The sequence below is a fragment of the Mycobacterium sp. SA01 genome (assembly GCF_041287105.1).
Classification (GTDB): Bacteria; Actinomycetota; Actinomycetes; order Mycobacteriales; family Mycobacteriaceae; genus Mycobacterium.
In genome coordinates, this window is the sequence record NZ_JBGGNO010000017.1 from 402,625 (window position 1) to 428,767 (window position 26,143).

Consider the following 26,143-nt stretch of genomic DNA (forward strand, 5'->3'; position numbering starts at 1 on the left):
GCTACGCCCAAGATCTCGGCGACCAGAGCGCACCCGCGGCGACTTGCGCGGCCTCGATGCCCGCGCCGAGGTCCACGGTAGCGACGAGCAGATCGGTACCGTCGGTATCCCCGACCCGGGGCGCTTGAGCCACGACGGAGCCGTCCGGTGCGATGATCCGGCTCTTGCCGAGCAGGTCACCCCCGCATTGATTCGCCATGATCCACCACTGGCCGTTGGCCAGCGCATTGGCGGGGTACAGGATGTCCCACCAGGATTCGGTGGCTACTTCGTATGCACACGGTGCAACCACGACGCGGGCGCCCGCATCGCGCAATGAGCGCGCGTACGCCGGATGGTCACCGTCGAAGCACGTACTCAATCCCACTGTGCCGACACCGTCGATCTCGACGACGGTGGCACGCTCGCCCGCTGTGAACACCTCGTGCTCGTTCAGTGGGGTGTACAGGTGGACTTTGCGATGAAGCCCGACGAGCGTGCCGTCAGGTCCGTAACACGGTGCGGTGTTGTAGATCCGGTCTGCGGCCAGCTCCGGCACCGTCCCCGCGAACAGCCACACCCCGCGGCTGCGCGCGGCATCTGCCAGTGCCCGGCCCCGCGCACCGTCTAGCGGTTCAGCCGTCGTGCGCGCATCTTCGGCCACCGTCGCGGGATCGTATCCGCAGGGCCAAAGCTCCGGCAGCACAATGAGTTCGCAGCCACGGTCCGCGAGGTCGGCGACATGACGCAGCGCGTCGTCGAAATTGCGGTCCGGCTCACCGCATCGCGCCAGCCATTGCGCGATACCGATGGTCAGGGAGTTCGTCATCAGCTACTCCGGTGGGCCGGCCCGGTCAGATTCTGGGGTGTCAGGATCCTCTCCAGCTCCGAGGCCGTCAGCAGGCCGCGATCGAGAACGAGCGAGGCGATGTCGGAGTCCGAGTTCAGCGCGTCTGCGGCGAGCCGGGTCGCGGCCTCGTAGCCGATGTACGGGTTGAGCGCCGTCACCAGTCCGATGGACTGGTCGACGGTGGCCCGCATGCGAGCCACGTTCGCGGTGATCCCGGTGACGCAGCGGGTCCGCAGGGTGTCGCAGGCGGCGGTCAGATGGGCCAGCGATTCGAACAGACTGTGGGCGATGATCGGCTCGAAGGCGTTGAGCTGCAACTGGCCGCCCTCGGCCGCCATGCTGATGGTGACGTCGTTGCCGACCACCTCGAAGGCGACCTGATTGACGACTTCGGGAATCACCGGGTTGACCTTGCCTGGCATGATGCTCGACCCTGCCTGCACCGCAGGCAGATTGATCTCGCCCAGACCAGCCCGCGGACCAGAAGACAGCAACCGCAGATCGTTGCAGATCTTCGACAGCTTGACCGCCGTACGCTTGAGCACCCCGGACAGTTGGACGAAGGAACCGACGTCCTGGGTGGCCTCCACGAGATTCGATGCGGTCACCAGCGGCAGTTCAGTTGCGACACAGAGCTCTTCGCAGACCGCCTCGGCATATCCCCGATGGGAGTTGAGCCCCGTGCCGATCGCCGTGCCACCGAGGTTGATCTCACAGATCAGCGTGGCCGCCTCCCCCAACCGGTCACTGTCCTCACCCACCATCACCGCGTAACTGCCGAACTCCTGCCCGAGCGTCATTGGGACCGCGTCCTGCAGCTGGGTGCGTCCCATCTTCAGATGGCCACCGAACTCGACCGCCTTGTCGGCGAAGGCCGAAACCAGTTCGGCCATCGCGAGTTGCAATCGGTGGACCGCGAACTGGAGCGCGATCTTCAACGCCGTCGGGTAGACGTCGTTGGTGCTCTGGCCGAGGTTGACGTGCTCGAGCGGGTGTAGATGCCGGTACTCGCCGCGACGATATCCGAGGAACTCCAGGCCGCGGTTGGCGATCACCTCGTTGGCGTTCATATTGGTCGACGTGCCGGCGCCGCCTTGGATGACGTCGATGACGAACTGGTCATGCAGCATCCCGGACTTGAGCTCCCGGCATGCCGAGACGATGGCGTCGGCGCGTTCGGCGCTGAGCAGTCCCAGTCGCTTATTCGCGAGAGCAGCAGCCAGTTTCACACAACCAAGCGCCACGATGAGCTCCGGATAGCGCGAGATCGGTGTCCCAGTGATCGGGAAGTTCGCCACCGCGCGGGCGGTGTGAACGCCGTAGTACGCCGCGTCGGGGACCTCGTAGTCGCCGAGCAGATCGTGTTCGACACGAACGCTCATCGCGCATCTCCTTCGGCGGTGGACATCAGGCGTTGGCGAGTGCCGGTATCAACCGCCGCATCCAGGAGCGTAAGCGCCAGTGCCAGAGCACCATCGGTCGCGGCCCGGTCGGCGGCTGGGGAGATCGCGGCAGCAGCGAATTCGACCTGGTGGTTGACCGCGGGCAGCGAGTCGATTCCGATGTAGGGGTGGATGGCCGGAATACGCTGGGAGACATTGCCCATGTCGGTGGACGCGCGGTTCATCAGCGAGTCGGACCCGGAACTGAACCGTCGGCCGAGATCCTCGGCGCGGCGCACGTATCCGGCAAGTAGTCCTTCGTCGGTCCGGAACTCTGCGTAGGGCTTGCTCTCGGCAGTGATGGTCAGTTCACAGCCCGTCGCGTGCGCGCCGGCTTCGAAGCACCGGTTGACGCGTTCCTCCAGGCCCGCGAGTTCGGCCAGCGTGCCGGCCCGGACGTACCAGCGCCCTTCGGTGCGCTGCGGAATGGCGTTCGGCGCCTCACCGCCGTTGGTCATCACCCCGTGCACCCTGACGTCGCGGGGCAGCTGCTGGCGCAGCAGGCCGATCGCCACCTGGGCGATGGTGAAGGCATCAGCGGCGTTCACTCCCCGATCCGGATATGCCGCGGCGTGTGCTGCTTTTCCGTCGTACTGAATATGGCTGTGCGCCACAGCATATGGCTCAGCGCGAGCAACATCGACCGGTCCGGGATGCACCATCGCGGCCGCATGCACGCCGGCGAATCCACCACGCTCGAGTATCTCGATCTTGCCGCCGCCGCCCTCCTCCGCAGGTGTCCCGAACACCGACAGCGTGATGCCCAGATCGTCGACGTAGGGCGCCAACGCAACGGCCGCACCAGTGGAGATCGCGGCGATCACATTGTGGCCGCACGCATGCCCCATCCCCGGGAGTGCGTCGTACTCGGCGCACAGCGCCAGATGCAGCGGCCCGGTGCCGCGGCGAGCCAGGAAAGCGGTCGGCAGACCCGTGAAGTTCTCCTCGACGGCGAATCCCGAGTCCGCGAGATCACCGGCCACGCGCGCGCAGGACCGGACCTCTTCCCAGGCGATCTCGGGGTGCGCGTGCAGGTCGTGGGACAGGGCAAGGATCTGGCCGGTCGCGCGATCGACCGCCGACCGGACGGCATCGTCGAGTGCGGCGGTCATAGGTCCCCCGGCACTCCGTACGACGGTGCGGCTGTGGGATCGATTCCGCGGGTGCGATAGTCGGCCTTCTGCGGCGCCCACACCGCCCACAGCCGGTGAAGTTCACCGATCGGATCCTCGTGCCAGTCGACCCGCAGATCGGTGACCGGCCACGGTACGTCCTCGACTACCTGAAGGCCCGCGGAGTGCACAGGTCCCGCTTCACCACCGGCCGCCAGGGCGGCGGCGAGGCCGTCCAACAGCCGCTGTTCGGTCTGCAGTGCAACGGAATTGAGGTATCCATCGATCAATGCGTCGATCACGGCCGGTTCGGCGAGCATATTGCCGGCGGCGGCGGCATTCTCGGTCTGCCGCTCGTGGCGGCTGCCCAGCGCCTTGGCGCCGGTGTGGATCGCCGTGCCTCCTGCGACATCCACGACGATCAGCTGCCGATACTCGGCGAACGGCTCCGCCGCGACGGTCTTCTCAAGAGCCGCGGACGCATTCGCCCCTGCCGCAAGCGCATCCAGGGCCAGCGCGCCGAGGTTTGGGTTCGTGACATTCTGACTGGCCACCGCTCCCACGCCCGCGCGAAGGTGCACGCATCGGGATGCGACAGCGGGACTGGACGAGCACACCACCATGCCGAACGCCGCGCCGCTGCGCACAACGAGCGAGAACGTCACGACCGATCTCCACTGAGCACCGCGGTGGCATCGATCTCCACCAGCCATTCGGGGCGGGCCAGCGCGTCGACGACCAGCCCGGTAGAGACCGGGTAGACGCCTTTCAGCCAGCGCCCCATGACGCGGTAAACCGTCTCGCGGTAACGGATGTCGACGAGATAGACGGTCACTTTAACGATGTCCTCGAGACCGCTGCCGGCCTCGTCGAGGAGCATCGCGATGTTGGCCATGGCCTTCTCGGCCTGCGCCTCGACGTCACCGATACCCACCGACTCCCGGGTGTCGAGGTCTTGGCCGATCTGCCCGCGCAGATAGACAACTCCTCCGGCCACCACCGCTTGGCAGAGATCGTTGTCGAGGTTCTGCTCGGGGTAGGTGTTTTTGGTGTTGAACGGTCGGATTCGCCTGTGGGTCGCGCCGGCCGGTGTCACATCGCTCATCAACAGATGTCCTCTCTCAGGGGTGGCGCAGTCAGTGATCGGCGAGCACAGGCGCCTGGTAGGCGAGGTAGCTGCGTTGGATCGCGATCTGATCGGCCAGATACTTGGCGTCGTGCCAGACTCCCCAGATGAAGCTCGACCCCCGGCGGGACTGCCACGGCAGGCCGAGGAAGTACACACCGGGCTCGCTCGACACACCGCGCTGATGACGTGGACGGCCGCTGTCGTCGAAGGTGTCCACCTGAAGCCAGCCGAAGTCGAACGCGAAGCCGACGGCCCAGACGATCGACGTGATGCCTGCCGCCGCAAGCTCCAGCGAGCCGATCGGGTTTCTCACGCACTCCGGATCGGGGGCGAACACCCGAGCCTGCGGCTCCTCGGGTAGGTCGAGCCCGTTACGGGCGATGTAGGCATCTGCCTCGTCGAGCATCGAGAGGTAGTTCGCATCACCGCTTTCGATGTTGGCGCGCAGATCCGGAGCGAAGTTCATCACGCCGTTCTCGTAGGGTCCGGCCATCCCGAGCAAGGTGATTCCACGTGCCGCCAGATCACGGAAATCGACGGTGTGCCCGCCATGTGCCCCGCTGACCGCGATCGTCACGTGCTCGGCGCCGCGCGGCGGTGCGGCCATGTCCCACTTGCCGAGAACGCCCAGCCACCAGCAGAAGTCGCGGCCACGATAGCTGCGGGGCGGTCGATCGTGCGGGCCGACCGCGAGATACACACTGCGCCCGGACTCACGCAGTTCGTCGGCGATCTGCACTCCCGACGAACCCGCACCGATCACCAGTACGGCACCTTCGGGCAGCTGCTCGGGGTTGCGATAAGAGCTGGAGTGCAGCTGATGGATGGCCTCGTTTACGGGAACGACCGCCGGGATGATCGGCTTCTGGAAGGCGCCGGTGGCGGCGACGACGTATCGGGCGTCGATGGTTCCAGCAGATGTCTCGGCCCGGAATCCCCTCTGCCCCTCTAGTTTTCGCACCGATGTGACGGTGACACCGGTACGGATCGGGGCGTCGATCTTCTCCGCGTATGCGACGAGGTAGTCGACGACCTCTTCCTTGCCCGCAAAGGCGTCGGGGGCGACGTCGAATTCCAGCCCTGGGAACCGGTCGTGCCACGCGGGACCGTTGGCGACCAACGAGTCCCAGCGCCATGACCGCCATCGTTCGGCGATGCGATCGCGCTCCACAACCAGGTGCGGCACGTTGTGCGCACTGAGATGCTCGCTCATTGCGATCCCCGCCTGCCCCGCACCGACAACGAGGACCTCCGCCTGTTCGATGACCTCTTCGATCGCCAACTCTGACCTCCACGGACTCGGCATCCTGCTTGCCCTCCATGGTTCAAGCCACGCTTGCATCTGTACAGCGCGTAGATCCGATGTACGGCATCGAGGAAACCGATCCACGCAGTTCGGGACGTCAGATCGTGGGCGGGTTCGCGAACAGGTTGCGGCAGAGGTCGGCTATCACGCTGGCCCGGCGGGTGGGGCGGGCGGCGACAGCGTCGAGCAGCACCACGGTCAGGCTCGGCGGGTCACCACTGATCGGGACCGCTGCCACGGCGTGGCCGTCGAGCGCCGTCGGGACGGCGGCCCGCAGGTTGAGCACGCAGTAGGCCAGGCCGCGACCGACCAGCGCCCGGCAGGTCTCGACCGTCGTCGAGCGATACCGGATGTTCGGCGTGACACCGGCAGCCCGGAACACGCTCTGGAAGTAGTCGCGGCTGTGCGGCAGGTCGAGCAACACCATCGGTTCGTCGGCCAGTTCGGCGAGGTCGACGCTGTCCCGTGTGGCGAAGGGGTGCTCCCCCGAAACCAGGACATAGGGCGGCAGCGTGTACAACGGCCAGCGCTTCAACCGCGGATCGTCCACGAGGTCATAGCCGATCCCGAGTTCGAAGGTCCCGTTGGCAACTCCTTCGGCCAGATCGGCGAGGTCGACCTCGGTGGTCAGTAGGTCGAGTTTGGGAAGTTTCTCGGCGGCGGTGGCCAGCAGCTCCGGCAATAGGTAGGGCGCCACCACTTGGAAGCAGCCGATCGACAGGGTGCCACTGAGCGAGGTGCCCAGCCCCTGTGCGACCGCGCGCAGGTCGGCCGCCGAAGCCAAGAGCTGGCGGCTGGCCACCAGCAGCTCCTTGCCCGCGGGCGTCAAGCTGATGCCGCGAGCGTGATGGCGAACGAGTAGCTGGACCGACAACGCGTTCTCCAGGTCGGCCAGTGCGGCCGACATCGCCGACTGCGACAGGTGGACCGATGCCGCAGCCCGGGTGACGCTGCCGGCCTCGGCCACGGCGACGAAGTATTCGAGTTGCCGCAACGTGTAGTCGGACATGTCGACGCCTTCCGCATCAGGAAAACCGATCCTAGGGTTCGGAAACACCTGCTGTACAGGTTCATAGCGTCAGTGCAGGGTGGAGCCGTGACACTCACCGCAGATGCCCACCCCGAGAATCTGGCCGACTGGACCCGGCACGCCGCCGAGGTCGAGCCTCGAGCCGGCGTCTTCATCGACGGCACCTTCCGGCCGGCCGAATCCGGGGCGACCTTCGACTCGGTCAACCCCGCCACCGGCGACGTCATCGCAGCGGTGGCCTCGGCCCAGGACGTCGATGTCGATCTCGCCGTGCGATCCGCCCGGCGCGCGTTTGACGGCGGCCAGTGGTCACGCTCCTCGATCTCCGAGCGCAAGCGGGTGCTGTTGCGGCTGGCGGACTTGATCACCGAGCACAGCGTCGAACTGGCATTGCTGGACTCCATGGACATGGGCAAGCTCGTCACCGAGGCCCACACCGTCGATGTCCCCTCGGCCGCCGGCCTGGTCGCCTACTACGGCGAGGCACTGGACAAGATCAACGGCGAGATCGCCCCCACCGAACCCGGCAACCTGGCGCTGGTCACCCGGGAGCCGCTGGGCGTGGTCGGCGCCGTGACACCGTGGAACTTCCCGCTCGACCTCGCCGTGTGGAAGGTCGCCCCTGCACTGGCTGCCGGAAACTCCGTGGTACTCAAGCCTTCCGAGCGCGCTCCGCTGTCCTCGCTGCGGCTGGCCGAACTGGCCATCGAAGCCGGCGTGCCCCATGGGGTATTCAACGTCGTCCCGGGTCTCGGTCAGACCGCGGGTGCTGCGCTCGGTCTGCATCCCGACGTCGACGTCCTCGCCTTCACCGGCTCGACCGCCACCGGAAAGGCGTTCCTGCGCTACGCCGCCGACTCCAACCTCAAGCAGGTCTGGCTCGAATGCGGCGGCAAGAGTCCCAATCTGGTGTTCGCGGACGCCGACCTGGAGCAGGCTATCGAGAAGGCACTGTTCGGCGCCTTTTACAACCAGGGCGCGGTGTGCTCGTCGAATTCTCGCCTGCTGGTGCAGAAGTCGATCGCCGAGGAGTTCGTCGCCGAGTTGGTGAACCGCGCCGCGCAGATGCGGCCGGGCAATCCGCTGGATCCGGCGGCCGTGCAGGGCGCCATCGTCGACGCCGCCCACACCGAACACGTCCTCGGCTTCGTGGACAGGGCACGCGAGCACGGCGACATCCGCGCCGGCGGTAGACGCATCGACGGCGGCTGTTTCATCGAGCCGACCGTCGTGACGGGACTCGGCCCGGCCGACGAACTGATCACCGATGAAGTGTTCGGGCCCGTTCTCGCCGTTCAGACCTTCGACGATCAGGACGATGCGATCCGGATGGCGAACGACACCGTCTACGGCTTGGCCGCGTCGGTATGGACAAACGACCTGCGCCGCGCCCACACGGTCTCCGCCGCGTTGCGAGCAGGCACCGTGTCGGTGAACACGGTCGACGCGCTGAGCGCGCAGACGCCGTTCGGCGGCTTCAAACAGTCCGGCTTCGGCCGGGATCTGTCCCTGCACGCACTCGACAAGTACACGGGCCTCAAGACTACGTGGATCGCCCTGTAGCACAGCGCGATTCGCTGCATTCGACGTGCTGACCAGGTGGGCGCCGAGCCCGCTGCGGGCGGTGCGTCTAGTGGCCGGCCAATGGCTGTTCGGCACCGGGGAGGCCATGATCGTCGCCGCGCACCTGGGTAACTCGCCGTGGACGGTGTTCGCACAGGGCACCGCAGTGCGCACCGGACTGTCCATCGGATTGATGACGAATCTCATCGGCGCCCTGGTGCTGCTGTTGTGGATCCCCCTTCGGCAGAGGCCCGGTCTCGGCACGGTTGCCAACGTGCTCCTCGTTGGAACGGCGCTCGATGTGACGCTGCACTGGTTGCCTGATCTCACCGTCCTGGCGGGGCGGGTGGGGCTGTGCGTCGGCGGCATCCTCGTCGTCGCGGTGGGTAGTGGAATCTACCTCTCTACCGGGCTCGGACCCGGTCCGCGGGACGGCCTCATGACCGGAATCGCGCGGGTCTCTGGGTGGCCACTCGGCGCCGCACGAGGCGCCGTCGAGGCGACCGTCTTGATCGCTGGCTGGCTGCTGGGCGGCGTCGCGGGGATCGGAACCCTGCTGTTCGCGGCTTTCATCGGACCCTGCGTCCACCTCGCGGTGCGACTGGTGGGCCGGATCCCCTACAGCGACATCTGATATCGCGACCGCGGGTGGAGACCTGGCCCACCACGCGGCCGCGACACCAGCGCCTCAGTGCAGGGCGTGTTCGCCCTTCGAGGTCGCGTCGACACGGTCGACGGAGCGTTGTTCGGTCCGAAGTGGTTTCGCGGTCAGATAGCCGATGAGTCCCAGGGCGGTCAGAGCGGCCAGTGTGCCGAGCGTGAACGCCTCGAAGACGCCCGCACTCACACCCCAGGTCTCCTCGAAGTCGTAATCCAACCCGAAGAGGTGGTCCAGCGTGCCGGGGAAGACGGCAACCCAACTCCCGAGTGCCACCCAGGCGAAGCAGAGCGCACCCATCGCGCGGAACACGTTGTTCGACACCGGGACCCGGAACGGTCGGACCACGTCTGGGAATGCCGTGCGCAGACGCACCGCCGCCGGAATAGAGATCAGATAGCTCAACAGGAACGTCGACACCGAGATCGACAGCACGACGCCGAAAACCGCTGCCGCTGAGCCACTGACGGCCATCGCTGCCAGCATGAAGACGGTGCCGACGACGCCGGACAGCAGATTCACCCGCACGGGCGTCCCCAGTTTTGGGTGGAAGCGACCGAAGAAGCCCCCGAAGAACGCCCCGTCGGCCGCAGCCATTGCCTGCATTCGGTCGCTGATGATCATCCACGCAGAGCCCTGCGTCATGAGCACGAGTGCGAACACCACGCCGGTCACTGTCAGCATCACCGGAGCCGCGGAGCCGTAGACGCTGTAGACGGTGGCGACCGCTTCCATCAGGCCGCCGATACCGGTGATCTGGTCGGCGGGCACGACGAGCAGTATGGCGGCGATCGGCAGCAGGTAGGCGGCCGCGGCGATGGCCGACGAGCGTGCGATGGCGATAGGTACGTCGCGGGCCGGTTTCTTCATCTCTTCGGCCGCACTGTTGCCGGACTCGAATCCCAGGTAGGAGAACAACAGCAACGGCGTGACACCGAGCAGACCCGCAAGAGTCGGGGAGAAGTCACTACCCGTCAATCCGGCCAGGCCGTTGCGGGTGGCATAAATTCCGGCGGTCACGAGGAAGCTCACCAGGAATCCGATCTTGAGGATGGCGCCCAGGTTGGGGATCCACTTGCCGTGCCGAAGGCTGACGACAGCGGCGAGCACAGTCATCCAGACGAATACGGTCTTGAACAGGTAGTCGGTCAGTGAGCCGTGTTCAAACGGCATGACGTACTTACTCCACACCTCCGCAGCGATGAACGTGCACGATCCGCCCACCCACACCGGCTGTGTCACCCACGTCAACAGCGAGGCGATGGCAGCGATCGGCCGGCCGAACGCCCGCCGCACCCACACGTACACACCGCCCTCGTCGGTGAAGGTACTGCCGATCTCGGCGAAGATCAGCCCGTACGGCACCAGAAACAGCACCGCAAGCACAAGTGCCCAGGTGAAGGTCTGACCTCCGAAGCTGGATACCTGCCCGAGCACTTCGATGGAGACCACCGCTGCCACGATGAGAAAGATGATGTCGAGCCGGCCGAGCGACTTCTGCAGATGTCTGGTCTGACTGGCGGCCAGTACAGTCTGTTGCTCCGCCGATACTTCGAATGGCTTGTCTGGGGCCATTTATCGCGCCTTACTTGAGTCGTCAGCGATGGAATACCGCTGCTGTGAGATATGACACTGAGGCCCGCGCGGCCACCTGTAAAGCACTCTTTTCCTGATTAAGGAATCGTATAAATCGATGTAGCACAACCATTTTCGGGATCGACAAAGCGCCCGAAGCCGGCGGCCTCGGGCACCTTGCCCAAGCGGCTACCGCACGGACCCGGCCAGCTCGTCGAGCAGCCTGCGCATTCGCGCGACCAGTTCGTCGATGTCCGCCCGGTCGAACACCAATGGCGGGGAGAACTGAACCAACGGTGCGCCCTCGTGATCCACCGCTGCGCGGCAAAGGATTCCAGCCTTCAGCAGCGCAGGCTGGAGCATGTCGTAGACGAAGTCGTTGGCTGCCGTCTCAGCGGCCCACGTGCGCCGCTGCTTGTCGGTCACCAATTCCAATGAGTAGTGGTAGCCAAGACCTCGAACGTCGCCGACGAGTTGCTGGTCGCGCAGAGTGTCCAGCTGCGCGCTGAAGTAGTCCTCGTTGCGCCTGACGTTTCCGAGTACGTCCTCACGCTCCATCACCGCGATGTTCGCCAGTCCGGCCGCACAGGCAGCAGGATGACCGCCGAACGTCAAGCCGTGCAAATACATTCCGTCTGGCCCGTTGTTGACCGCATCCAGAATCTCACTCTTGGTGATCATGCCGCCGAGGGGCACATGCGCTGACGACACCCCCTTTGCGAAGGTGATGATGTCGGGCGCGACATTGAACCGGGTCGAACCGAACCACTCCCCGAGCCTGCCGAATCCACAGATCACCTCATCGGCGACCAGCACGATGCCGTACCGATCGCAGATCTCCCGCACGCCTTCGTGGTACCCCGCAGGCGGCACCAGCGAGCCCCCCGCGTTCTGCAGCGGCTCCAGGAAGATCCCCGCCACGGTTTCCGGGCCCTCCTGCACGATCAACGATTCCATCTCGCTCAGGAGCAGACCGGTGAACTGCTCTTCGGTCTCTCCCGCCGGCCGCCTGTAACGCTTGCTGTTCGAGATGTGCCGAGACCCGTACATCAGCGGCTCGAACTGTTTGCGTAAATTGGTCATCCCGTTGAGAGACAGTGCCGCGTAGGACGTTCCGTGGTACGCCGAGCGGCGCGAGAGGAACTTGATTCGGGTGTACTCACCGCGAGCCTGGTGATACTGGCGGATGAGTTTGACTGCGGCTTCGTTGGACTCACCGCCGCCGGAGGTGAAGTACACGCGGTCCAACCCAGGTGGTGCCAACTCGGCGATCTTGGCTGCCAGCTTCACCGCCGGCGGGTGCGCGGCGTTCCAGTTGGTGTAGTAGGGCAGCTCGGCCATCTGGTCGCGAACGGCGTTGCCGATCTCCGCGCCGAAGCTGTAACCGACGTTGACACAGAACAATCCGGCCAGCGCGTCGATGTATTCACGCCCGTCGGCATCCCAAAGACGACTTCCCGCTCCCCGGACCATGACCGGCGGTGGCGCACCCGTGTATGCCGAGCCCGCGGTGAAACTCATGACCAGGTGCCGCTGGGCCAATCTTCCCAAGTCGGCCGTCTCGGCGGCATGAACCGAAGTGCTGGGGCTCTCGATCGTGTCGGTCATGTGGTGCTGTCCTCTCACCGGATGTTCGCATCGGATCGCTCACATTCTTTGCGCTATACCGCAAAGAATGCTCCTTGGAGGAGTTCACGTCAAGTGGGACAGCGGGTTTATCAGATATCGATTCCGGTGGCCGAGCGCGCATAACTGCGCAGCAAGGCCGCGGCGGCGCCGGCGTCCAAAGACGAGTTGCCCCCGTTGATATACATGCCGAAGGCGTCCTCGAGTGCGACAAAGTTCTGTGCGATCGCGAGCACCGACTCTGATAGCACGAAATCTTGTGTCTTCTCGCCAGATTCGAGAACGGAGACGTACAGCGAGACCTCCCGCTCGAACAGCAGCGTCATGAGCGTGCCATGAGTGGGTTCACGTCCGGCGTTGACGGAGAACTCGTACAGAGCTCGGCTGAGCATGTCACCGTCCCCGGCGGGGAGGCCCGATTCGATCAGACTGACGAGCCGGTCGACCGGACTGTCGAGCTTGCTGATCGCCTCCAGCCGTTGCCAGTAGTACCGGTCAACGGCGCTGCGGTACACCTCGTCGATGAGATCGTCGATCTCCGGGTAGTAGTAAGCCACCAGCCGGGGCGATATACCCGCGACCTCGGCAATGTCCTTGGCGCGCACGGCACCCAGCCCACGGTCGGCGATGACCTCGATCGCCGCTGCCACCAATTGACTGCGTCGGGCGTCCTGGTTGCGCACTCGCGCCACAGCCTGCTCCTACCCGTCCCGAGGTGTCCGCCAAGGGTACGGTACGCCGCCGGCTCTCCTATCGGTCTGACGACGCCATCTGCGAGTCATCGCACGGCATGCGAGGCACCGTCACTCTCGTGCGATTGTCCTCGGCGATAAGGTCGCTGGCACGTTCGGCAACCGCCATGATCGTCCCCACCGGGTTGACCGAGGGGATCGTCGGGAGTACCGACGCGTCGACGACCCGCAACCCGCGCACACCGCGAACACGCAATCTCGAATCACACACCGCCAGTGGGTCTTCGGATGCTCCCATCCGGCACGTGCCGGACACGTGGTAGACGGTCTGGTGGGTGGCGCGCAGTGCGGGCGAGAGTTCCTCGTCGGTGGTGAGGTCCGCTCCGGGAAAGACCTCTGCACCGATCCACTCCGACATCGGTGCCGTCGCTGCGATCCGTCGAGCTAGGCGGATCCCGGCGATCAATGTCGCTTCATCGGCGCCGTCGCTGTCGGTGAAGTAGCCGTAGTCGATCTCGGGCGGTGCCTCGGGATCCGCCGTGGTGATCCACACGCGGCCCCGGCTGACCGGCTTCGCGACGTTGGGCGCCAACGCCACGATCCGATCGGGCAGTTCGACACCGTAGGTGACGGCATGGTCGGCGACGGCCTCCACCGGAAAGTGCATGAGGACGTCGGGCCGCGCGGGACCATCGCTGCGCAGCCGCACCGCGGCACCGGCGTCCCAGCCGGTGGCACAGGTGTCGGGGATGTCGCGCCGGGCCTCCCAGACAATGAGGCCCTCAGCATGGTCCATCAGATTCTCCCCGACACCAGGGCTGTCCACGACAGTCGTCACACCCGCCGCGGCCAAAACGTCTTGCGGCCCGATCCCCGAGAGCTGCAACAACTTCGGCGAGTCGATTGCTCCGCAACACAAGATCACCTCGCGCGAGGCACGAATATCGTGCTCCGTTCCGTCATCGTCGACGGCTACCACGCCCACCGCGACCCCGTCCTCGAGCACGATGCGCACCGCGCGCATTCCGTGCCGAACAATGAGGTTGTCGCGCACGCCGATGATGTCGTGAAGGTAGTGCACCGATGTCGACGACCGCAGATGAGTCTCGGGCGTGTAGCCGATCTCGAAGAAGCCCGCTCCCACCCCGGTGCGGGCGAAGTCGGCATCGCTGTTCCAGTTCGACCGCCGAGGCAGATCGAGGGCGGTCACCGCGGATGCAACGACGTCGGCGAGGTAACGATTCTGATCTTGCTCGGGTATCGGAACGATCGGCGTCGCTAATCTGTCGAAGCAGGCGTCGACCGTGTCAGAGTCCCAGCCCTCGACACCGAGTGCCGCCCACTCCTGCAGATCGGCGGCCAGCGGTCGCCAGCTGATCATGGTGTTGGCCGTGGAGCATCCGCCCAGGATGCGCATCCGCGCCTGGCGGATGTTGGAGTTGCCCCGCTGTTGCGCGATGCTGCGGTAGTCGAGGTCGTACTCGCTCTCCACCATCTCCGGCCACCGGCGGATGTCCAGCGCACGGGGTTCGCCTGCGTCCGAAGGCCCGGGCTCGATCAGGGTGACCCGGACGTCGGGGCTCGCCGAAAGGCGCGCGGCAACAATGCATCCCGCGGTGCCACCCCCGACGACCAGGAACTCGCAATCGCTCACGCGACGCTCGGTGCCGCGCCGGTTATGGTTGCGGCGGAAACGCGTGGCCGCATCAGCACGTAGTAGAGCGGGCAGATGACGGCCAGGCCGACGATCCACGAGATATCCACCTTGCCGATGGCCTCGGCGGCGAAACCGGTGAACAACGTCGTCGACAGGAACGGGATCTGAACCAGGATGCCGGCGAAGTAGCAGCCAATGGCCACCCAGTTGAAGCGGCCGTATATTCCGCCGTCACGTTCGAAGAGCGCGTCGATGTCATAGTGGCCGTGGCGCAACAGGTAGTAGTCGACCAGGTTCACCGCCGTCCACGGAATCAGCACACACAACAGCAGCGCCAGGAAGTTGGCGTAGTTGGCCAGGAAGTCGTCCGCGCTGACAAGCGCCGGGATCAACGTGAGCACGAACAGCACGATCGCGACGGCCGCGCGACTGCCGGCCTGGGGATTCCATCGCGGGACGATGTTCTGCCCGATCGTGATCGTCGACAGCGTTCCGCAATACAAGTTCATCGCGTTGGTGGCGGTGATACCGATCGCGAAGATCGCGAACACCCCGGTCGTGACGCCGTGGGTCAGCGTCGAGAGTCCGTCGAGTGTCTCGTCGTTGGGCAGCGCGGCACCAACCAGCACACCGAGCAGCATCGGTAGCACCGAGCCGAGCACACACCCCGAGTAGGTGCCCCAGAACGCGGCGCGCTGGCCGGTATCCTTCGGCATATACCGGGTGTAATCGGAAACGTATGGGGCGTAAGCGATCTGCCACAGAGCGGCGACCGAGAGCGTGGCCATGAAGCCGACCCAGGTAAAACCGTCGGTGTGCCACGTGCCGGCAGGCACGCCGTTGACGCCGACGATCCACACGAAGGCGACGACGAGCGCACCACCGGCCACTACCGACAACACCGCTGTCACCCGGTGGATCAGCCGGTAGCCCACGATGGTGGCAGCCACGCTGATCAGTCCGATGATCACGATCGACCAGTTGGTGGGGATGCCGGTCACGTGCGAAAGGGCTTGTCCGCCCAGGACCGCGTTGGAGGCGAAGAACCCCAGATACATGAACACCACCAGAACCACGACCAGAAGGCTGCCGTACGAACCGAACTGGGCGCGGGTCTGCAGCATCTGGGGTACCCCCATCTGCGGTCCCTGTGCAGCGTGCAATGCCATCACGACGGCGCCGACCACGTTGCCGAGTACCACCGCGACCGCACCGGCCCACCAGGGCAGACCGAAGACCGTGGTGGACAGGGCCCCGGTGATGATCGTCAGCAGCATGATGTTGGAGCCGAACCACACCGTGAACAGATCACGCGCGCGGCCATGGCGTTCGTCCACCGGAACGTGATCGATCGTCCGGCGTTCGACGGATTCCGGTCTGGAGCTGGGTGCGGTCATGGACACCGGCCTTCACATACGACGTTTTTCGCGGCTGAGACCGCGACCACTCTCAGTATTCGGCCAGGACTGAAACGGATAAATCACAAAGAACCGGACTGCTAGATCTATTTCATCGATGTAAGCCATCGAGAAGTCGACGTTGACCGGGTACCGAGCCGGCGTGACGATCTTCCGGTGCACGCCGACTACGTCTTCGTCAATGCCTCGGTCTTTCGCCCAGACGGTGCCGACCCCGCCGACAGCGTCGCGGTGCGAGAGGGCCGGATAGTAGCCGTCGGGCGCGGTGTCGACCGGGACCTGATCGGCGCCGGCACCCAGATCATCGACCTCGGCGGCGCGACCCTGCTGCCCGGCTTCATCGACGCCCACGTCCATCCCGTCGCCGCCGGAATGCAGGCTCTCCGTTGCGATCTGTCCACACTCGCCCACGACCGGGCCGGCTATCGCGCGGCGATAGCCGATTACGCGGCAGCCCATCCCGAGGATCACGTGATCGCGGGAAGCGGCTGGTACGGCGACGCGTTCGACGGTGGTTTCCCCACCGCCGCCGATATCGACGATCTGGTGGCCGACCGCCCGGTCGTGCTGTCGAGCCACGACGGCCACGGCGTCTGGGTCAACAGCCGCGCGCTCGCACTCGCGGGAATCGACCATGACACCGTCGACCCGCCGGGCGGCCGCATCGTCCGCGACCACGATGGCCAGCCGACCGGGATGCTCTTCGAAAGCGCAGCCGAACCGCTCAACCGGCTCATCCCGCAGGTCACCCCGGAGTTCCTCCGGCGAGCTCTGCTCGAGGCACAGCGACGGCTGCACTCGGTCGGCGTCACGAGCTGGCAGGACGCGGGGGTCGGCATTCCGGCGTTCGGGCTCACTGACATTCTCGCCACCTACCTCGACGCGGATGCCGCCGGTGAGCTCACCTCGCGGGTGGTCGGAGCACTGTGGTGGACGGCCGAGGCGGGGCTGGCCCAGATGGACGAGCTACTGGCCCGCCGCGCCGCAGCGGGGCAAGGCCGGTTCAGCGCCACGACCGTGAAAGTGATGCAGGACGGCATCTGTGAGAACTGCACGGCAGCGATGCTTGCGCCCTATCACAGCGGCACCTACGGCAGTGCGCCGACCGGGATGTCGTTCATCGACGCGAGCGAGCTCACTGAGATAGCGATTCGTCTTGCCGCCGAACGCTTTCAGATTCACATGCATGCCGTCGGCGACCGCGCCGTGCGCGAGTGTCTCGACGCGCTGGAAGTGGCGGTCCGATCGACGCCGCAGTTCGACGGGCGACACCAGATCGCGCACCTCGACGTCGTCGACCCGAGCGACATCCCGCGATTCGGTGCGCTCGGCGTGATCGCAAACATCCAGGCGTTGTGGGCGCGTCGAGACAGTGAGATCGTCGAGCGCAAGCTGCCGCTACTGGGACCGGACCGCGCTCGGTGGCACTTCCCGTTCGGATCATTGCAACGACATGGTGCGCGCCTGGCGATGGGCAGCGACTGGCCGGTGACCGATCCCAACCCGTTGTGGGCCATCCACACCGCCGTGCACCGCACAGGTACCCGTGCCGATCCGCATGCAGTCGGCACGGACGTGTTCGACACTCCATTGCAGGCACAGGAGGCCATCGGATTGCGCACCGCCCTGGCGGCGTACACCGCCGGCTCGGCGTACGCCAACCATGACGAGCAGCGCGGCACCATCGCCGTCGGCAAGATCGCCGACCTGGTCGCACTCGACGGCGACGTGTTCGGCGCCGAGGACGTCGGGACCCTACAGGTGGCGCTGACCATGGTCGGCGGCGAGGTCGTGCACCGGGGGTGATTCACATTCGGCCATCGCGGGCATCTCACAGTCGTGACCGACCAGTCCCACCCCATTCGCAACTCGAGCGTGCTGGCGAAAGCGATGAAGTACTTCGCCCGCGCCCACATTGCGGTGTATCGCCGCACCAACGGCAAGCTGGGCGCCAAGCTGCTGTGGTTTCCCGCCGCACTACTGACGACTACCGGCCGCAAGTCCGGTCAGCCGCGCACCACCGCCACGTTGTATCTGCAGGACGGGGAGCGCATCGTGTTGCCCGCCTCCTATGGCGGCCGGGACTCCAATCCCGCGTGGTACCTGAACCTCAAAGCCAACCCGAAGGTTCAGGTGCAGGTGCGCGCTGACGTCCGGGATATGACGGCGCGGGACGCCACCGACGACGAGCGCCGGGTGTACTGGCGCCAGCTGACGCGAATCTACCCGCCGTACAAGGGGTATCAGGACGCTGCGGACCGGCGCATCCCGCTGGTGGTGTGCGAGCCGCTGTGAGCTAGGCGCCGAAGACCGGCAGCGGGGTGCGCGAGTTGGCGATCAAGTCGCGCACGACCGGGCCGAGCTCGACGGGATCCCACCGGTCGCCCTTGTCGATGGTCCCGCCGCGGTTCCAGCCCTCGGCCACCCGGATGATGCCGCCCTCGACCTCGAACACCTGGCCGGTGACGTCCTTGGACTCCACACTGCCGAGCCAGACCACCAGTGGCGAAACGTTCTCCGGTGCCATCGCATCGAAATCGCTGTCCTGCGTGGCCATCATGTCGGCGAACACGGTCTCGGTCATCCGGGTACGCGCCGACGGTGCAATGGCGTTGACGGTGACGCCGAATCGGCCCATCTCGGCGGCGGCAACCAACGTCAGGGCCGCGATACCCGCCTTCGATGCGCTGTAGGTCGCCTGCCCGACGCTGCCCTGCAGGCCGGCGCCGGAGCTGGTGTTGATGATGCGGGCATCAACGGCGTTGCCCGCCTTGGACTGCGCGCGCCAGTAGGCTCCGGCGTGCTTCATGGTGGCGAAGTGCCCCTTGAGGTGCACCGCGGTGACGGCGTCGAATTCGTCCTCGGTGGCGTTGACGAACATCCGGTCCCGCACGATGCCGGCGTTGTTCACCAGCACGTCGAGTCCACCGAACGAATCGACCGCGGTCTGGATCAGCGCCTCGGCCTGCGCCCAGTCCGCGACGTTGGACCCGTTGGCGACGGCTTCCCCCCCGGCAGCGGTGATCTCGTCCACCACACCCTGCGCGGCGCTACCGCCACCGGCCGGCGAGCCGTCGAGCCCGACCCCGATGTCGTTGACCACCACGCGCGCGCCTTCAGCGGCGAACGCCAGCGCGTGCGCCCGGCCGATGCCGCCGCCCGCTCCCGTCACGATGACGACACGGCCGTCGAGAAGTCCCATTGACGTTTTCTCCTTATTTGATGTCGGCAGTGGTGGTCGACAGGTAGTGCGGCGGTTCCCCGCCGCCGTGTACCTCCAGCGATGCACCACTGATGTAGGACGCCGCTGGAGAGGCGAGAAATGCTGTGGCCCAACCGATGTCCTCGGGCTTGGCCAGCCTGCCCAGCGGCACGTTCGCCGAAATCGCCGCGATGGATTCGGCGTCACCGTAGAAAAGTTCGGACTGTTCGGTCTCGACCATGCCGACGACGACGGAGTTGACCCGGACCTTCGGCGCCCATTCCACGGCGAGCGTGGTGGTCATGTTCTCCATGCCGGCCTTGGCCGCCCCGTAGGCGACGGTGCCCGGTGTGGGCCGTCGGCCGCTCACGCTGGTGATGTTGATGATCGAGCCACCGGAGTCCTGGGTCTGCATCACGGCATTGGCGTGCTGCGAGACCGACAGCGCACCAAGGAGATTGAGCTCCACGATCTTGGTGCTGAATTTCGCCGACGCATCGGCCGCGAGTACATAGGGTGAGCCGCCGGCATTGTTGACGACGACGTCGAGGCGCCCGTGGTCGGCGACGATCCCGTCGATGAGAGCCTTGACGGCGTCGTCGTCGCGGATGTCGCATGCCCTGAACTCGTACGGCGACCCCTCGACCGGACGCCGGGCGCACGTGATGACGGTGGCGCCCTGCGCGGCGAAGACAGCGCTGATTCCGGCGCCGACACCCCGCACACCCCCCGTCACGAGGACGACAGAGGCGCTCAGTTGCAGGTTGATACCGCTGTCAGCCGCTTCGGTCACTGTGCTAGCGTACCAAGCAAGTGCTTGCTTAGGTATTCACCCCGTCAGGAAGTGGCCCAGGTATCCCGATGACCATCACCACCAGCACCGTCGAACCGGGCATCGTCGCCGTCACGGTGAACTACCCGCCCGTCAACGCAATCCCCTCCCGCGGCTGGTTCGAACTCGGTGACGCCATCACCGCGGCGGGCCGCGACATGAACACCCACGTGGTGATCCTGCGCGCCGAGGGCCGCGGCTTCAACGCCGGTGTCGACATCAAGGAGATGCAGAACACCGAAGGGTTCACCGCGCTGATCGACGCCAACCGCGGGTGCTTCCACGCATTCCGCGCGGTGTACGAGTGCGAGGTTCCGGTGGTCGCGGCGGTCAACGGATTCTGTGTCGGCGGTGGCATCGGACTGGTCGGCAACTCCGACGTGATCGTCGCATCCGACGACGCGAAGTTCGGTCTGCCCGAGGTGGAGCGCGGCGCACTGGGCGCGGCCACCCACCTGTCCCGGTTGGTGCCGCAGCACATGATGCGCCGGCTGTTCTTCACCGCCGCGACGGTGAGCGCCGAGACGTTGCATCATTTCGGCTCGGTGCACGAGGTGGTGCCCCGCGCCGACCTCGACGAGGCGGCACTGCGGGTGGCCCGCGACATCGCGTCCAAGGACACCCGGGTGATCCGCGCCGCCAAGGAGGCGCTGAACTTCATCGACGTCCAGCCGGTCAATGCCCGGTACCGGATGGAGCAGGGCTTCACGTTCGAATTGAACCTGGCCGGCGTCTCCGATGAGCACCGCGACGCGTTTGCGGGAACTGACAAGGGATCGAAATAGCATGGCAGACAAGCGGACAACCCTCGATGAGGCGGTAGCCGTCGTCGAGAGCGGGATGACGATAGGTATCGGCGGTTGGGGCTCCCGACGTAAGCCGATGGCTCTTGTGCGCGCCCTGCTGCGCACCGACGTCACCGATCTGACCGTCGTCACCTACGGCGGCCCCGATCTCGGACTGCTCTGTTCGGCGGGCAAGGTCAAGCGGGTCTACTACGGCTTCGTGTCATTGGACTCGCCGCCGTTCTACGATCCGTGGTTCGCCAAGGCCCGCACGACGGGTGCGATCGAGGCGCGTGAGATGGACGAGGGCATGCTGCGCTGCGGTCTGCAGGCTGCCGCCCAGCGGCTGCCGTTCCTGCCGATCCGCGCCGGACTGGGCAGTGACGTGCAGGCGTTCTGGGGTGACGAGCTCAAGACCGTCAAGTCGCCGTACCCCACCGGTAGTGGCTACGAAGAGCTGGTCGCCATGCCCGCCCTGAACCTGGACGTCGCGCTGGTGCACCTCAATCTCGGTGACGCACAAGGCAATGCCGCGTACACCGGCATCGACCCGTACTTCGACGACCTGTTCCTGATGTCGGCGCAGCAGCGCGTCATGTCGGTCGAGAAGGTGGTGCCGACCGACGAGCTGGTGAAATCAGTTCCGCCGCAAGCACTCCTGATCAACCGCATGATGGTCGACAAGGTCATCGAGGCACCCAACGGTGCACACTTCACCACCGCCGAGCCCGACTACCGTCGCGACGAGAAATTTCAGCGTCACTACGCCGAGGCCGCCGGATCCGACGAGACGTGGGCCGAGTTCGTCTCGACCTATCTGTCGGGCAGCGAAGACGACTACCAAGCCGCAGTGCGCAAGTTCAAGGAGGAACAAGCATGATCTCCGCGACCCGCGCCGAGGTGTGCGCAGTCGCCTGCGCGGAATTGTTCCGTGCCGCAGGCGAAATCATGGTCAGCCCGATGGCCAACATGGTGTCGATCGGTGCCCGGTTGGCCCGGCTGACGTTCTCCCCCGACATCCTGCTGACCGACGGCGAGGCGCGCATCCTCGCCGACACCCCGGCGATGGGCGCCACCGGAGCCATCGAGGGCTGGATGCCGTTCGGCCGCGTCTTCGAGACGCTCGCCTGGGGACGTCGCCATGTGGTGATGGGTGCCAACCAGATCGACCGCTACGGCAACCAGAACCTGTCCGCTTTCGGTCCGCTGCAGCATCCGACGCGGCAGATGTTCGGCGTGCGCGGCGCTCCGGGTAACACGATCAACCACGCGACGAGCTACTGGGTCGGCAACCATTCCAAGCGGGTGTTCGGCGAGAGCGTCGACATCGTCTCCGGAATCGGCTGGGACAAGGTCGATCCGGACAATCCCGCCTACCGCTTCATGAACGTCTACCGGGTGGTGACCAACCTCGGCGTGTTCGACTTCAACGGACCCGACCACCAGATGCGCGCGGTGTCGCTGCATCCGGGCGTGGAGCCCGAGCAGGTCGCGGAGAACACCTCGTTCGAGGTGCACGGCCTCGGCGAGGCCGAGACCTCCCGGCTGCCGTCCGGTGAGGAGCAGAAGCTCCTGCAAGAAGTCATCGACCCGAAGTCGTTGCGGGACAGAGAAGTCAAGTAATGAAGCTCAAGACGCCGCTGACGGACTTGGTCGGCATCGAGCACCCGGTGGTACAGACCGGCATGGGCTGGGTTGCCGGCGCCCGACTGGTCTCGGCCACCTCGAATGCCGGCGGCCTCGGCATCCTCGCCTCGGCGACGATGACGATCGACGAGTTGGCGACCGCCATCCGCAAGGTGAAGGCCACCACGGACAAACCCTTCGGAGTCAATATCCGGGCCGACGGCGCAGATGCCGGCGACCGGGTCGACCTGATGATCCGAGAGGGTGTCAAGGTCGCGTCGTTCGCCCTGGCGCCGAAGCAGGAGCTGATCGCGAAGCTCAAAGAGGCGGGCTCCGTGGTGATTCCGTCGGTCGGGGCGGCCAAGCATGCTCGTAAGGTGGCCGGCTGGGGCGCCGACGCGGTGATCGTGCAGGGCGGTGAAGGCGGCGGTCACACCGGCCCGGTCGCGACCACCCTGCTGCTGCCGTCGGTGCTCGACGCCGTCGACATCCCGGTGATCGCCGCCGGTGGCTTCTTCGACGGACGCGGTCTGGCCGCGGCGCTGTCCTACGGCGCGGCGGGAGTCGCGATGGGAACCCGCTTCCTGCTGACCTCGGATTCGACCGTGCCCGAGGAAATCAAGCAGCGATACCTCACGGCCGCGCTGGACGGCACCGTGGTGTCCACCCGGGTCGACGGCATGCCGCACCGGGTGCTGCGCACCGAACTCGTCGAGAAACTCGAGAGCGGCTCGCCGATCCGCGGTTTCACCGCCGCCGCGCGCAATGCCGCCAAATTCAAGAAGATGTCGCAGATGACGTGGGCGGGGATGATCCGCGACGGTCTAGCAATGCGCCACGGCAAGGACCTCACCTGGTCGCAGGTGCTGATGGCCGCCAACACCCCGATGCTGCTGAAGGCCGGGCTGGTCGAAGGCAACACCGAGGCGGGTGTACTCGCCTCCGGCCAGGTCGCCGGGATCATCGAGAATCTGCCGTCCTGCGCCGAACTGGTCGAGGCCATCGTCACCGACGCCATCAAACACCTACAGTCGGCCGGCTCCTACATCGTGTAAAGCTATTCGCTTCATTTTGTTCAAATGAAGCTATAATCTTCATATGCCTGAAGTGAAGGTTATCGCTTCATCATGTCGGGCGGCTTTGATCGGCGACGTCGTCGACTCCCGCCACTCCGCCGACCGCGCGGACCTGCACCGTCGCGTCACCGACGCGCTCGGGGCAGTCGCGCCGGACCCTCCTGCGTTCACGGTCGGTGACGAGTTCCAGGGCAGCTATCCGACCGTCGGCGCCGCGATCGACGCCGCGTTGACCGTGCGCTTGGCGCTCGACCCCGACATCGACGTGCGCTTCGGTATCGGTTGGGGCGAGGTGGCCGTGCTCGACTCCGACACCGGCATTCAGGACGGCCCCGGTTGGTGGTCGGCGCGGGAAGCCATCGAGTGGACGGCAGCCGCCCAGCAGCAACCTGCGCTGGCGACGGTGCGCACCGCCTACCGCCGCTACGGCGACACCGGGCCTGACCCCCAGGCCGTCAACGCCGCCCTGTTGTGTCGGGACCACCTGCTTGGATCGATAGACGCCCGGTCTCTTCGGATCCTGCGGGGACTGCTCGACCACAAGACGAAGAAGGAACTGGCAGCCATGGAAGGAATCAGTGCATCGGCGGTGTCCCAGCGCACCGCGCGCGATGGACTGGATCTGCTGGTGCTGGCTTCCGAACAGCTCAGGGCTGTCCGGTGAGCGCCGTCGCGGTGTTTCTGATCGCCGTCGGCTGCGCCGACGGCCTGCGCAGGTTGACCCAGCGCCGATGGCCGGCCGTCGTCATCGGTCCGGTGGTCGCGATGATCGCGGCCGCGCTGTGCGGGCTGCTGCATCCCGGCGATCTGGTCCTGGTCGGCATCGCCGCGGCTGCCTCGGTGGCCTGGGAGCTGTCATGCACCCGCGCCGAGCGGGCCGGTGGCCGCTGGCAAGCGGCGCCGCTGGTGTTGTTCGGGGCCGTATTGGCGGTGTTGATCCTGCTGTCCGGATTGGGTTCGCCGGTGACCGGCCCGGTCAAGGCCTGGCTCGGGTGGGCCCCGGTGTCCGCGGTCGATCCGACCCGAATCATGTTGGTGGTCGGCGTGATTCTGCTGCAGATCGTGACAGGTAACCAGCTGGTCCGTCTGCTGCTGGGGTCGGTGGGCTCGGTCAAGCCCGCCGGCGAGCCGCAGCCGTCCGACAAGTTGAAGGGCGGGCGGCTGCTCGGGCCGATGGAACGGTTGTTGATCGTGGGGCTGGCCCTGGCCGGGCAGCTGGCCGTCGCGTCGGCGGTGGTGGCGGCCAAGAGCATCATCCGTTTTCCGGAGATCAATGCCCAAAAGGCCAGGGAGAATGGCGGAATCGGGATCGACGACGTGACTGAGTACTTTCTGGTGGGCAGCTTCGCCAGCTGGATCGTGGCGCTCGGTGGCCTCGCCCTGACCGCTCTCGGTTAGCCGAATCGCCGTCGCGGGACGGCGTCGGCGTCATACGTTGTGCACCATGAAAATGAATGCCGCCATCTTGTGGGATTACGGCCAAGACTGGAGCGTCGAAGAAGTCGAGCTCGATCCGCCGAAGGACGGCGAGGTCCTGGTCTCGTTCGAGGCCACCGGGCTGTGCCACTCCGATCACCACATCCGCGACGGTGATCTGGTCGCGCCCATTCCGCTGATCGGTGGGCACGAAGGCGCGGGCATCGTGCAGGAGGTCGGGCCGGGAGTTCGGGACCTCAAGGTCGGCGATCACATCGTCGCCGCATTCCTTCCCGCATGCGGACGCTGCCGCTGGTGCGCGACCGGCAAGTCGAACCTGTGCGACATGGGTGCCGAGATCCTCATGGGCCTGCAGCCCGACGGCACCTTCCGCCGGCATGCCCGCGGCCAAGACATCTACGCGGCAATCGGTTTGGGCACCTTCGCCCCCTACGGCACGGTGCCGGAGGCCTCGCTGGTCAAGATCGACGACGACATCCCGCTGACCCGGGCCTGCCTGCTCGGGTGCGGTGTCACCACCGGGTGGGGTTCGGCGGTCAACACCGCCGATGTGGCGCCGGGTGACACCGTGGTGGTGATCGGTTGCGGCGGCATCGGTAGCGGTGCCATCCAGGGCGCGCGGCTGGCGGGCGCGGAGAAGATCATCGTGATCGACATCGTGGAGAGCAAGCGGGACAAGGCATTTCTGTTCGGCGCCACCCACTTCGCGACGTCGATCGCGGAAGGCACCGAGTTGGTGCGCGAGCTGACCAAGGGCGTGATGGCCGATTCCGCGCTGCTGACGGTCGGGCTGGTCGAAGGCCAGATGATCAACGACGCACTGGAACTCGTCAGCAAGGGCGGCGCCGTGGTGCTCACCGCGCTGGCGCCGATGACCGACGTGACGCCGGTGCTGCCGATGACGATGTTCACACTCTTCCAGAAGCGGCTCCTCGGCAGCCTCTACGGCCAGGCCAACCCGCGCGCGGATATCCCCAAGCTGCTCAGCCTCTACCGCCAGGGCAAGCTGCTGCTCGACGAGACCGTCACCCACGAATACAAGCTGGGCGAGATCAACAACGCCTACGACGACATGCTCGCCGGCCGCAACATCCGTGGAGTCGTGCTGCACGACCACTGACGCCGGGGCCGGTGAGCAGACACAAACT

25 protein-coding genes are annotated in these 26,143 nt (G+C 66.0%); 11 read left to right on the forward strand and 14 right to left on the reverse strand.

Translation table 11 applies throughout. The features are described 5' to 3' along the window. Position 1: 1 nt before the first annotated feature. The 7 genes from AB4879_RS12140 to AB4879_RS12170 all read right to left on the reverse strand — a co-directional run bounded on the left by AB4879_RS12140 (position 2) and on the right by AB4879_RS12170 (position 6,827). Positions 2-808, reverse strand: a complete 807-nt coding sequence (locus tag AB4879_RS12140) for a carbon-nitrogen hydrolase family protein (protein WP_370507766.1) — start codon at positions 806-808, stop codon at positions 2-4. Then, on the reverse strand, positions 808-2,211 hold the full coding sequence (locus tag AB4879_RS12145) for an aspartate ammonia-lyase (RefSeq protein WP_370507767.1): 1,404 nt from the start codon (positions 2,209-2,211) through the stop codon (positions 808-810). The genes AB4879_RS12140 and AB4879_RS12145 overlap by 1 nt, the downstream gene beginning before the upstream one ends. Continuing rightward, on the reverse strand, positions 2,208-3,383 hold the full coding sequence (locus AB4879_RS12150) for a M20 family metallopeptidase (protein ID WP_370507768.1): 1,176 nt from the start codon (positions 3,381-3,383) through the stop codon (positions 2,208-2,210). The genes AB4879_RS12145 and AB4879_RS12150 overlap by 4 nt, the downstream gene beginning before the upstream one ends. Next, complete coding sequence (locus tag AB4879_RS12155) at positions 3,380-4,048, reverse strand: DUF1028 domain-containing protein (protein WP_370507769.1); 669 nt, start codon at positions 4,046-4,048, stop codon at positions 3,380-3,382. Before AB4879_RS12155 ends, AB4879_RS12150 begins: the two co-directional genes overlap by 4 nt. Next, on the reverse strand, positions 4,045-4,488 hold the full coding sequence (locus tag AB4879_RS12160; RefSeq protein ID WP_370507770.1) for a RidA family protein: 444 nt from the start codon (positions 4,486-4,488) through the stop codon (positions 4,045-4,047). Before AB4879_RS12160 ends, AB4879_RS12155 begins: the two co-directional genes overlap by 4 nt. Before the next feature lie 31 nt (positions 4,489-4,519). Continuing rightward, on the reverse strand, positions 4,520-5,818 hold the full coding sequence (locus tag AB4879_RS12165; protein ID WP_370507771.1) for a flavin-containing monooxygenase: 1,299 nt from the start codon (positions 5,816-5,818) through the stop codon (positions 4,520-4,522). Positions 5,819-5,915: 97 nt separating this feature from the next. Then, on the reverse strand, positions 5,916-6,827 hold the full coding sequence (locus AB4879_RS12170; protein ID WP_370507772.1) for a LysR family transcriptional regulator: 912 nt from the start codon (positions 6,825-6,827) through the stop codon (positions 5,916-5,918). 87 nt (positions 6,828-6,914) lie between these two features. Between AB4879_RS12170 and AB4879_RS12175 the strand changes: the two genes are divergently transcribed. Beyond that, positions 6,915-8,411 carry an aldehyde dehydrogenase gene (locus AB4879_RS12175; RefSeq protein WP_370507773.1) on the forward strand — a complete coding sequence of 499 codons (1,497 nt, stop codon included), beginning with the start codon at positions 6,915-6,917 and terminating at the stop codon, positions 8,409-8,411. A 70-nt stretch (positions 8,412-8,481) separates the two neighbouring features. After that, complete coding sequence (locus tag AB4879_RS12180) at positions 8,482-9,045, forward strand: YitT family protein (protein ID WP_370507774.1); 564 nt, start codon at positions 8,482-8,484, stop codon at positions 9,043-9,045. Positions 9,046-9,099: 54 nt separating this feature from the next. Here the strand turns inward: AB4879_RS12180 and AB4879_RS12185 are convergent, their stop codons facing one another. From AB4879_RS12185 to AB4879_RS12205, 5 genes are all read right to left on the reverse strand, one after another. Beyond that, complete coding sequence (locus AB4879_RS12185) at positions 9,100-10,644, reverse strand: APC family permease (protein WP_370507775.1); 1,545 nt, start codon at positions 10,642-10,644, stop codon at positions 9,100-9,102. Between the two features lie 189 nt (positions 10,645-10,833). Beyond that, positions 10,834-12,252 carry an aspartate aminotransferase family protein gene (locus AB4879_RS12190; RefSeq protein WP_370507776.1) on the reverse strand — a complete coding sequence of 473 codons (1,419 nt, stop codon included), beginning with the start codon at positions 12,250-12,252 and terminating at the stop codon, positions 10,834-10,836. A 110-nt stretch (positions 12,253-12,362) separates the two neighbouring features. Beyond that, positions 12,363-12,962, reverse strand: coding sequence for a TetR/AcrR family transcriptional regulator (locus tag AB4879_RS12195; protein WP_370507777.1), 600 nt, complete (start codon positions 12,960-12,962; stop codon positions 12,363-12,365). 58 nt (positions 12,963-13,020) lie between these two features. Beyond that, the gene (locus AB4879_RS12200; protein WP_370507778.1) at positions 13,021-14,616 is read right to left on the reverse strand and encodes a GMC family oxidoreductase; all 1,596 of its coding nucleotides are present in this window, start codon (positions 14,614-14,616) and stop codon (positions 13,021-13,023) included. Further along, the gene (locus tag AB4879_RS12205) at positions 14,613-16,016 is read right to left on the reverse strand and encodes a cytosine permease (RefSeq protein ID WP_370507779.1); all 1,404 of its coding nucleotides are present in this window, start codon (positions 16,014-16,016) and stop codon (positions 14,613-14,615) included. Before AB4879_RS12205 ends, AB4879_RS12200 begins: the two co-directional genes overlap by 4 nt. Positions 16,017-16,193: 177 nt before the next feature. Between AB4879_RS12205 and AB4879_RS12210 the strand changes: the two genes are divergently transcribed. After that, entirely contained in the window at positions 16,194-17,843 is a 1,650-nt protein-coding gene (locus tag AB4879_RS12210; protein WP_370507780.1) for an amidohydrolase, read from the forward strand. Positions 17,844-17,927: 84 nt separating this feature from the next. Further along, positions 17,928-18,332, forward strand: coding sequence for a nitroreductase family deazaflavin-dependent oxidoreductase (locus AB4879_RS12215; RefSeq protein WP_102807386.1), 405 nt, complete (start codon positions 17,928-17,930; stop codon positions 18,330-18,332). A 1-nt stretch (position 18,333) separates the two neighbouring features. Here AB4879_RS12215 and AB4879_RS12220 read toward each other — a convergent pair whose 3' ends face one another. Continuing rightward, positions 18,334-19,239 carry an SDR family oxidoreductase gene (locus AB4879_RS12220; RefSeq protein WP_370507781.1) on the reverse strand — a complete coding sequence of 302 codons (906 nt, stop codon included), beginning with the start codon at positions 19,237-19,239 and terminating at the stop codon, positions 18,334-18,336. A gap of 13 nt (positions 19,240-19,252) precedes the next feature. Further along, a complete protein-coding gene (locus AB4879_RS12225; protein ID WP_370507893.1) occupies positions 19,253-20,068 on the reverse strand; it encodes an SDR family oxidoreductase in 816 nt (271 codons plus the stop codon). Positions 20,069-20,100: 32 nt separating this feature from the next. Here AB4879_RS12225 and echA20 point away from each other — a divergent pair, with 32 nt between their 5' ends. From echA20 to AB4879_RS12260, 7 genes are read left to right on the forward strand one after another with little or no spacing between them, the layout of a single operon-like run. Beyond that, positions 20,101-20,856: a (7aS)-7a-methyl-1,5-dioxo-2,3,5,6,7,7a-hexahydro-1H-indene-carboxyl-CoA hydrolase gene (gene echA20 / locus AB4879_RS12230; protein WP_370507782.1), complete on the forward strand. Its 756-nt coding sequence runs from the start codon at positions 20,101-20,103 to the stop codon at positions 20,854-20,856. Between the two features lies 1 nt (position 20,857). Further along, positions 20,858-21,736, forward strand: a complete 879-nt coding sequence (gene ipdA / locus AB4879_RS12235) for a cholesterol ring-cleaving hydrolase subunit IpdA (protein WP_370507783.1) — start codon at positions 20,858-20,860, stop codon at positions 21,734-21,736. Further along, complete coding sequence (gene ipdB, locus AB4879_RS12240) at positions 21,733-22,479, forward strand: cholesterol ring-cleaving hydrolase subunit IpdB (protein WP_370507784.1); 747 nt, start codon at positions 21,733-21,735, stop codon at positions 22,477-22,479. Before ipdA ends, ipdB begins: the two co-directional genes overlap by 4 nt. After that, positions 22,479-23,537, forward strand: coding sequence for a (3aS,4S,5R,7aS)-5-hydroxy-7a-methyl-1-oxo-octahydro-1H-indene-4-carboxyl-CoA dehydrogenase (ipdC, locus tag AB4879_RS12245; RefSeq protein ID WP_370507785.1), 1,059 nt, complete (start codon positions 22,479-22,481; stop codon positions 23,535-23,537). The genes ipdB and ipdC overlap by 1 nt, the downstream gene beginning before the upstream one ends. A gap of 43 nt (positions 23,538-23,580) precedes the next feature. Continuing rightward, a complete protein-coding gene (locus tag AB4879_RS12250) occupies positions 23,581-24,222 on the forward strand; it encodes a SatD family protein (protein ID WP_370507786.1) in 642 nt (213 codons plus the stop codon). Further along, the gene (locus tag AB4879_RS12255) at positions 24,219-24,956 is read left to right on the forward strand and encodes a hypothetical protein (protein WP_370507787.1); all 738 of its coding nucleotides are present in this window, start codon (positions 24,219-24,221) and stop codon (positions 24,954-24,956) included. The genes AB4879_RS12250 and AB4879_RS12255 overlap by 4 nt, the downstream gene beginning before the upstream one ends. Positions 24,957-25,002: 46 nt before the next feature. Then, positions 25,003-26,115, forward strand: coding sequence for an NDMA-dependent alcohol dehydrogenase (locus AB4879_RS12260; RefSeq protein ID WP_102807294.1), 1,113 nt, complete (start codon positions 25,003-25,005; stop codon positions 26,113-26,115). The last annotated feature ends 28 nt before the right edge of the window (positions 26,116-26,143 follow it).

Bases quoted from the DNA above. Each gene is read 5' to 3' on its own strand.
- AB4879_RS12140 (WP_370507766.1), bottom strand. From the start codon at position 808: ATGACGAACTCCCTGACCATCGGTATCGCGCAATGGCTGGCGCGATGC.
- AB4879_RS12145 (WP_370507767.1), bottom strand. From the start codon at position 2,211: ATGAGCGTTCGTGTCGAACACGATCTGCTCGGCGACTACGAGGTCCCC.
- AB4879_RS12150 (WP_370507768.1), bottom strand. From the start codon at position 3,383: ATGACCGCCGCACTCGACGATGCCGTCCGGTCGGCGGTCGATCGCGCG.
- AB4879_RS12160 (WP_370507770.1), bottom strand. From the start codon at position 4,488: ATGAGCGATGTGACACCGGCCGGCGCGACCCACAGGCGAATCCGACCG.
- AB4879_RS12165 (WP_370507771.1), bottom strand. From the start codon at position 5,818: ATGCCGAGTCCGTGGAGGTCAGAGTTGGCGATCGAAGAGGTCATCGAA.
- AB4879_RS12170 (WP_370507772.1), bottom strand. From the start codon at position 6,827: ATGTCCGACTACACGTTGCGGCAACTCGAATACTTCGTCGCCGTGGCC.
- AB4879_RS12185 (WP_370507775.1), bottom strand. From the start codon at position 10,644: ATGGCCCCAGACAAGCCATTCGAAGTATCGGCGGAGCAACAGACTGTA.
- AB4879_RS12190 (WP_370507776.1), bottom strand. From the start codon at position 12,252: ATGACCGACACGATCGAGAGCCCCAGCACTTCGGTTCATGCCGCCGAG.
- AB4879_RS12205 (WP_370507779.1), bottom strand. From the start codon at position 16,016: ATGACCGCACCCAGCTCCAGACCGGAATCCGTCGAACGCCGGACGATC.
- AB4879_RS12215 (WP_102807386.1), top strand. From the start codon at position 17,928: ATGAAGTACTTCGCCCGCGCCCACATTGCGGTGTATCGCCGCACCAAC.
- AB4879_RS12220 (WP_370507781.1), bottom strand. From the start codon at position 19,239: ATGGGACTTCTCGACGGCCGTGTCGTCATCGTGACGGGAGCGGGCGGC.
- echA20 (WP_370507782.1), top strand. From the start codon at position 20,101: ATGACCATCACCACCAGCACCGTCGAACCGGGCATCGTCGCCGTCACG.
- ipdA (WP_370507783.1), top strand. From the start codon at position 20,858: ATGGCAGACAAGCGGACAACCCTCGATGAGGCGGTAGCCGTCGTCGAG.
- ipdB (WP_370507784.1), top strand. From the start codon at position 21,733: ATGATCTCCGCGACCCGCGCCGAGGTGTGCGCAGTCGCCTGCGCGGAA.
- ipdC (WP_370507785.1), top strand. From the start codon at position 22,479: ATGAAGCTCAAGACGCCGCTGACGGACTTGGTCGGCATCGAGCACCCG.
- AB4879_RS12250 (WP_370507786.1), top strand. From the start codon at position 23,581: ATGCCTGAAGTGAAGGTTATCGCTTCATCATGTCGGGCGGCTTTGATC.
- AB4879_RS12260 (WP_102807294.1), top strand. From the start codon at position 25,003: ATGAAAATGAATGCCGCCATCTTGTGGGATTACGGCCAAGACTGGAGC.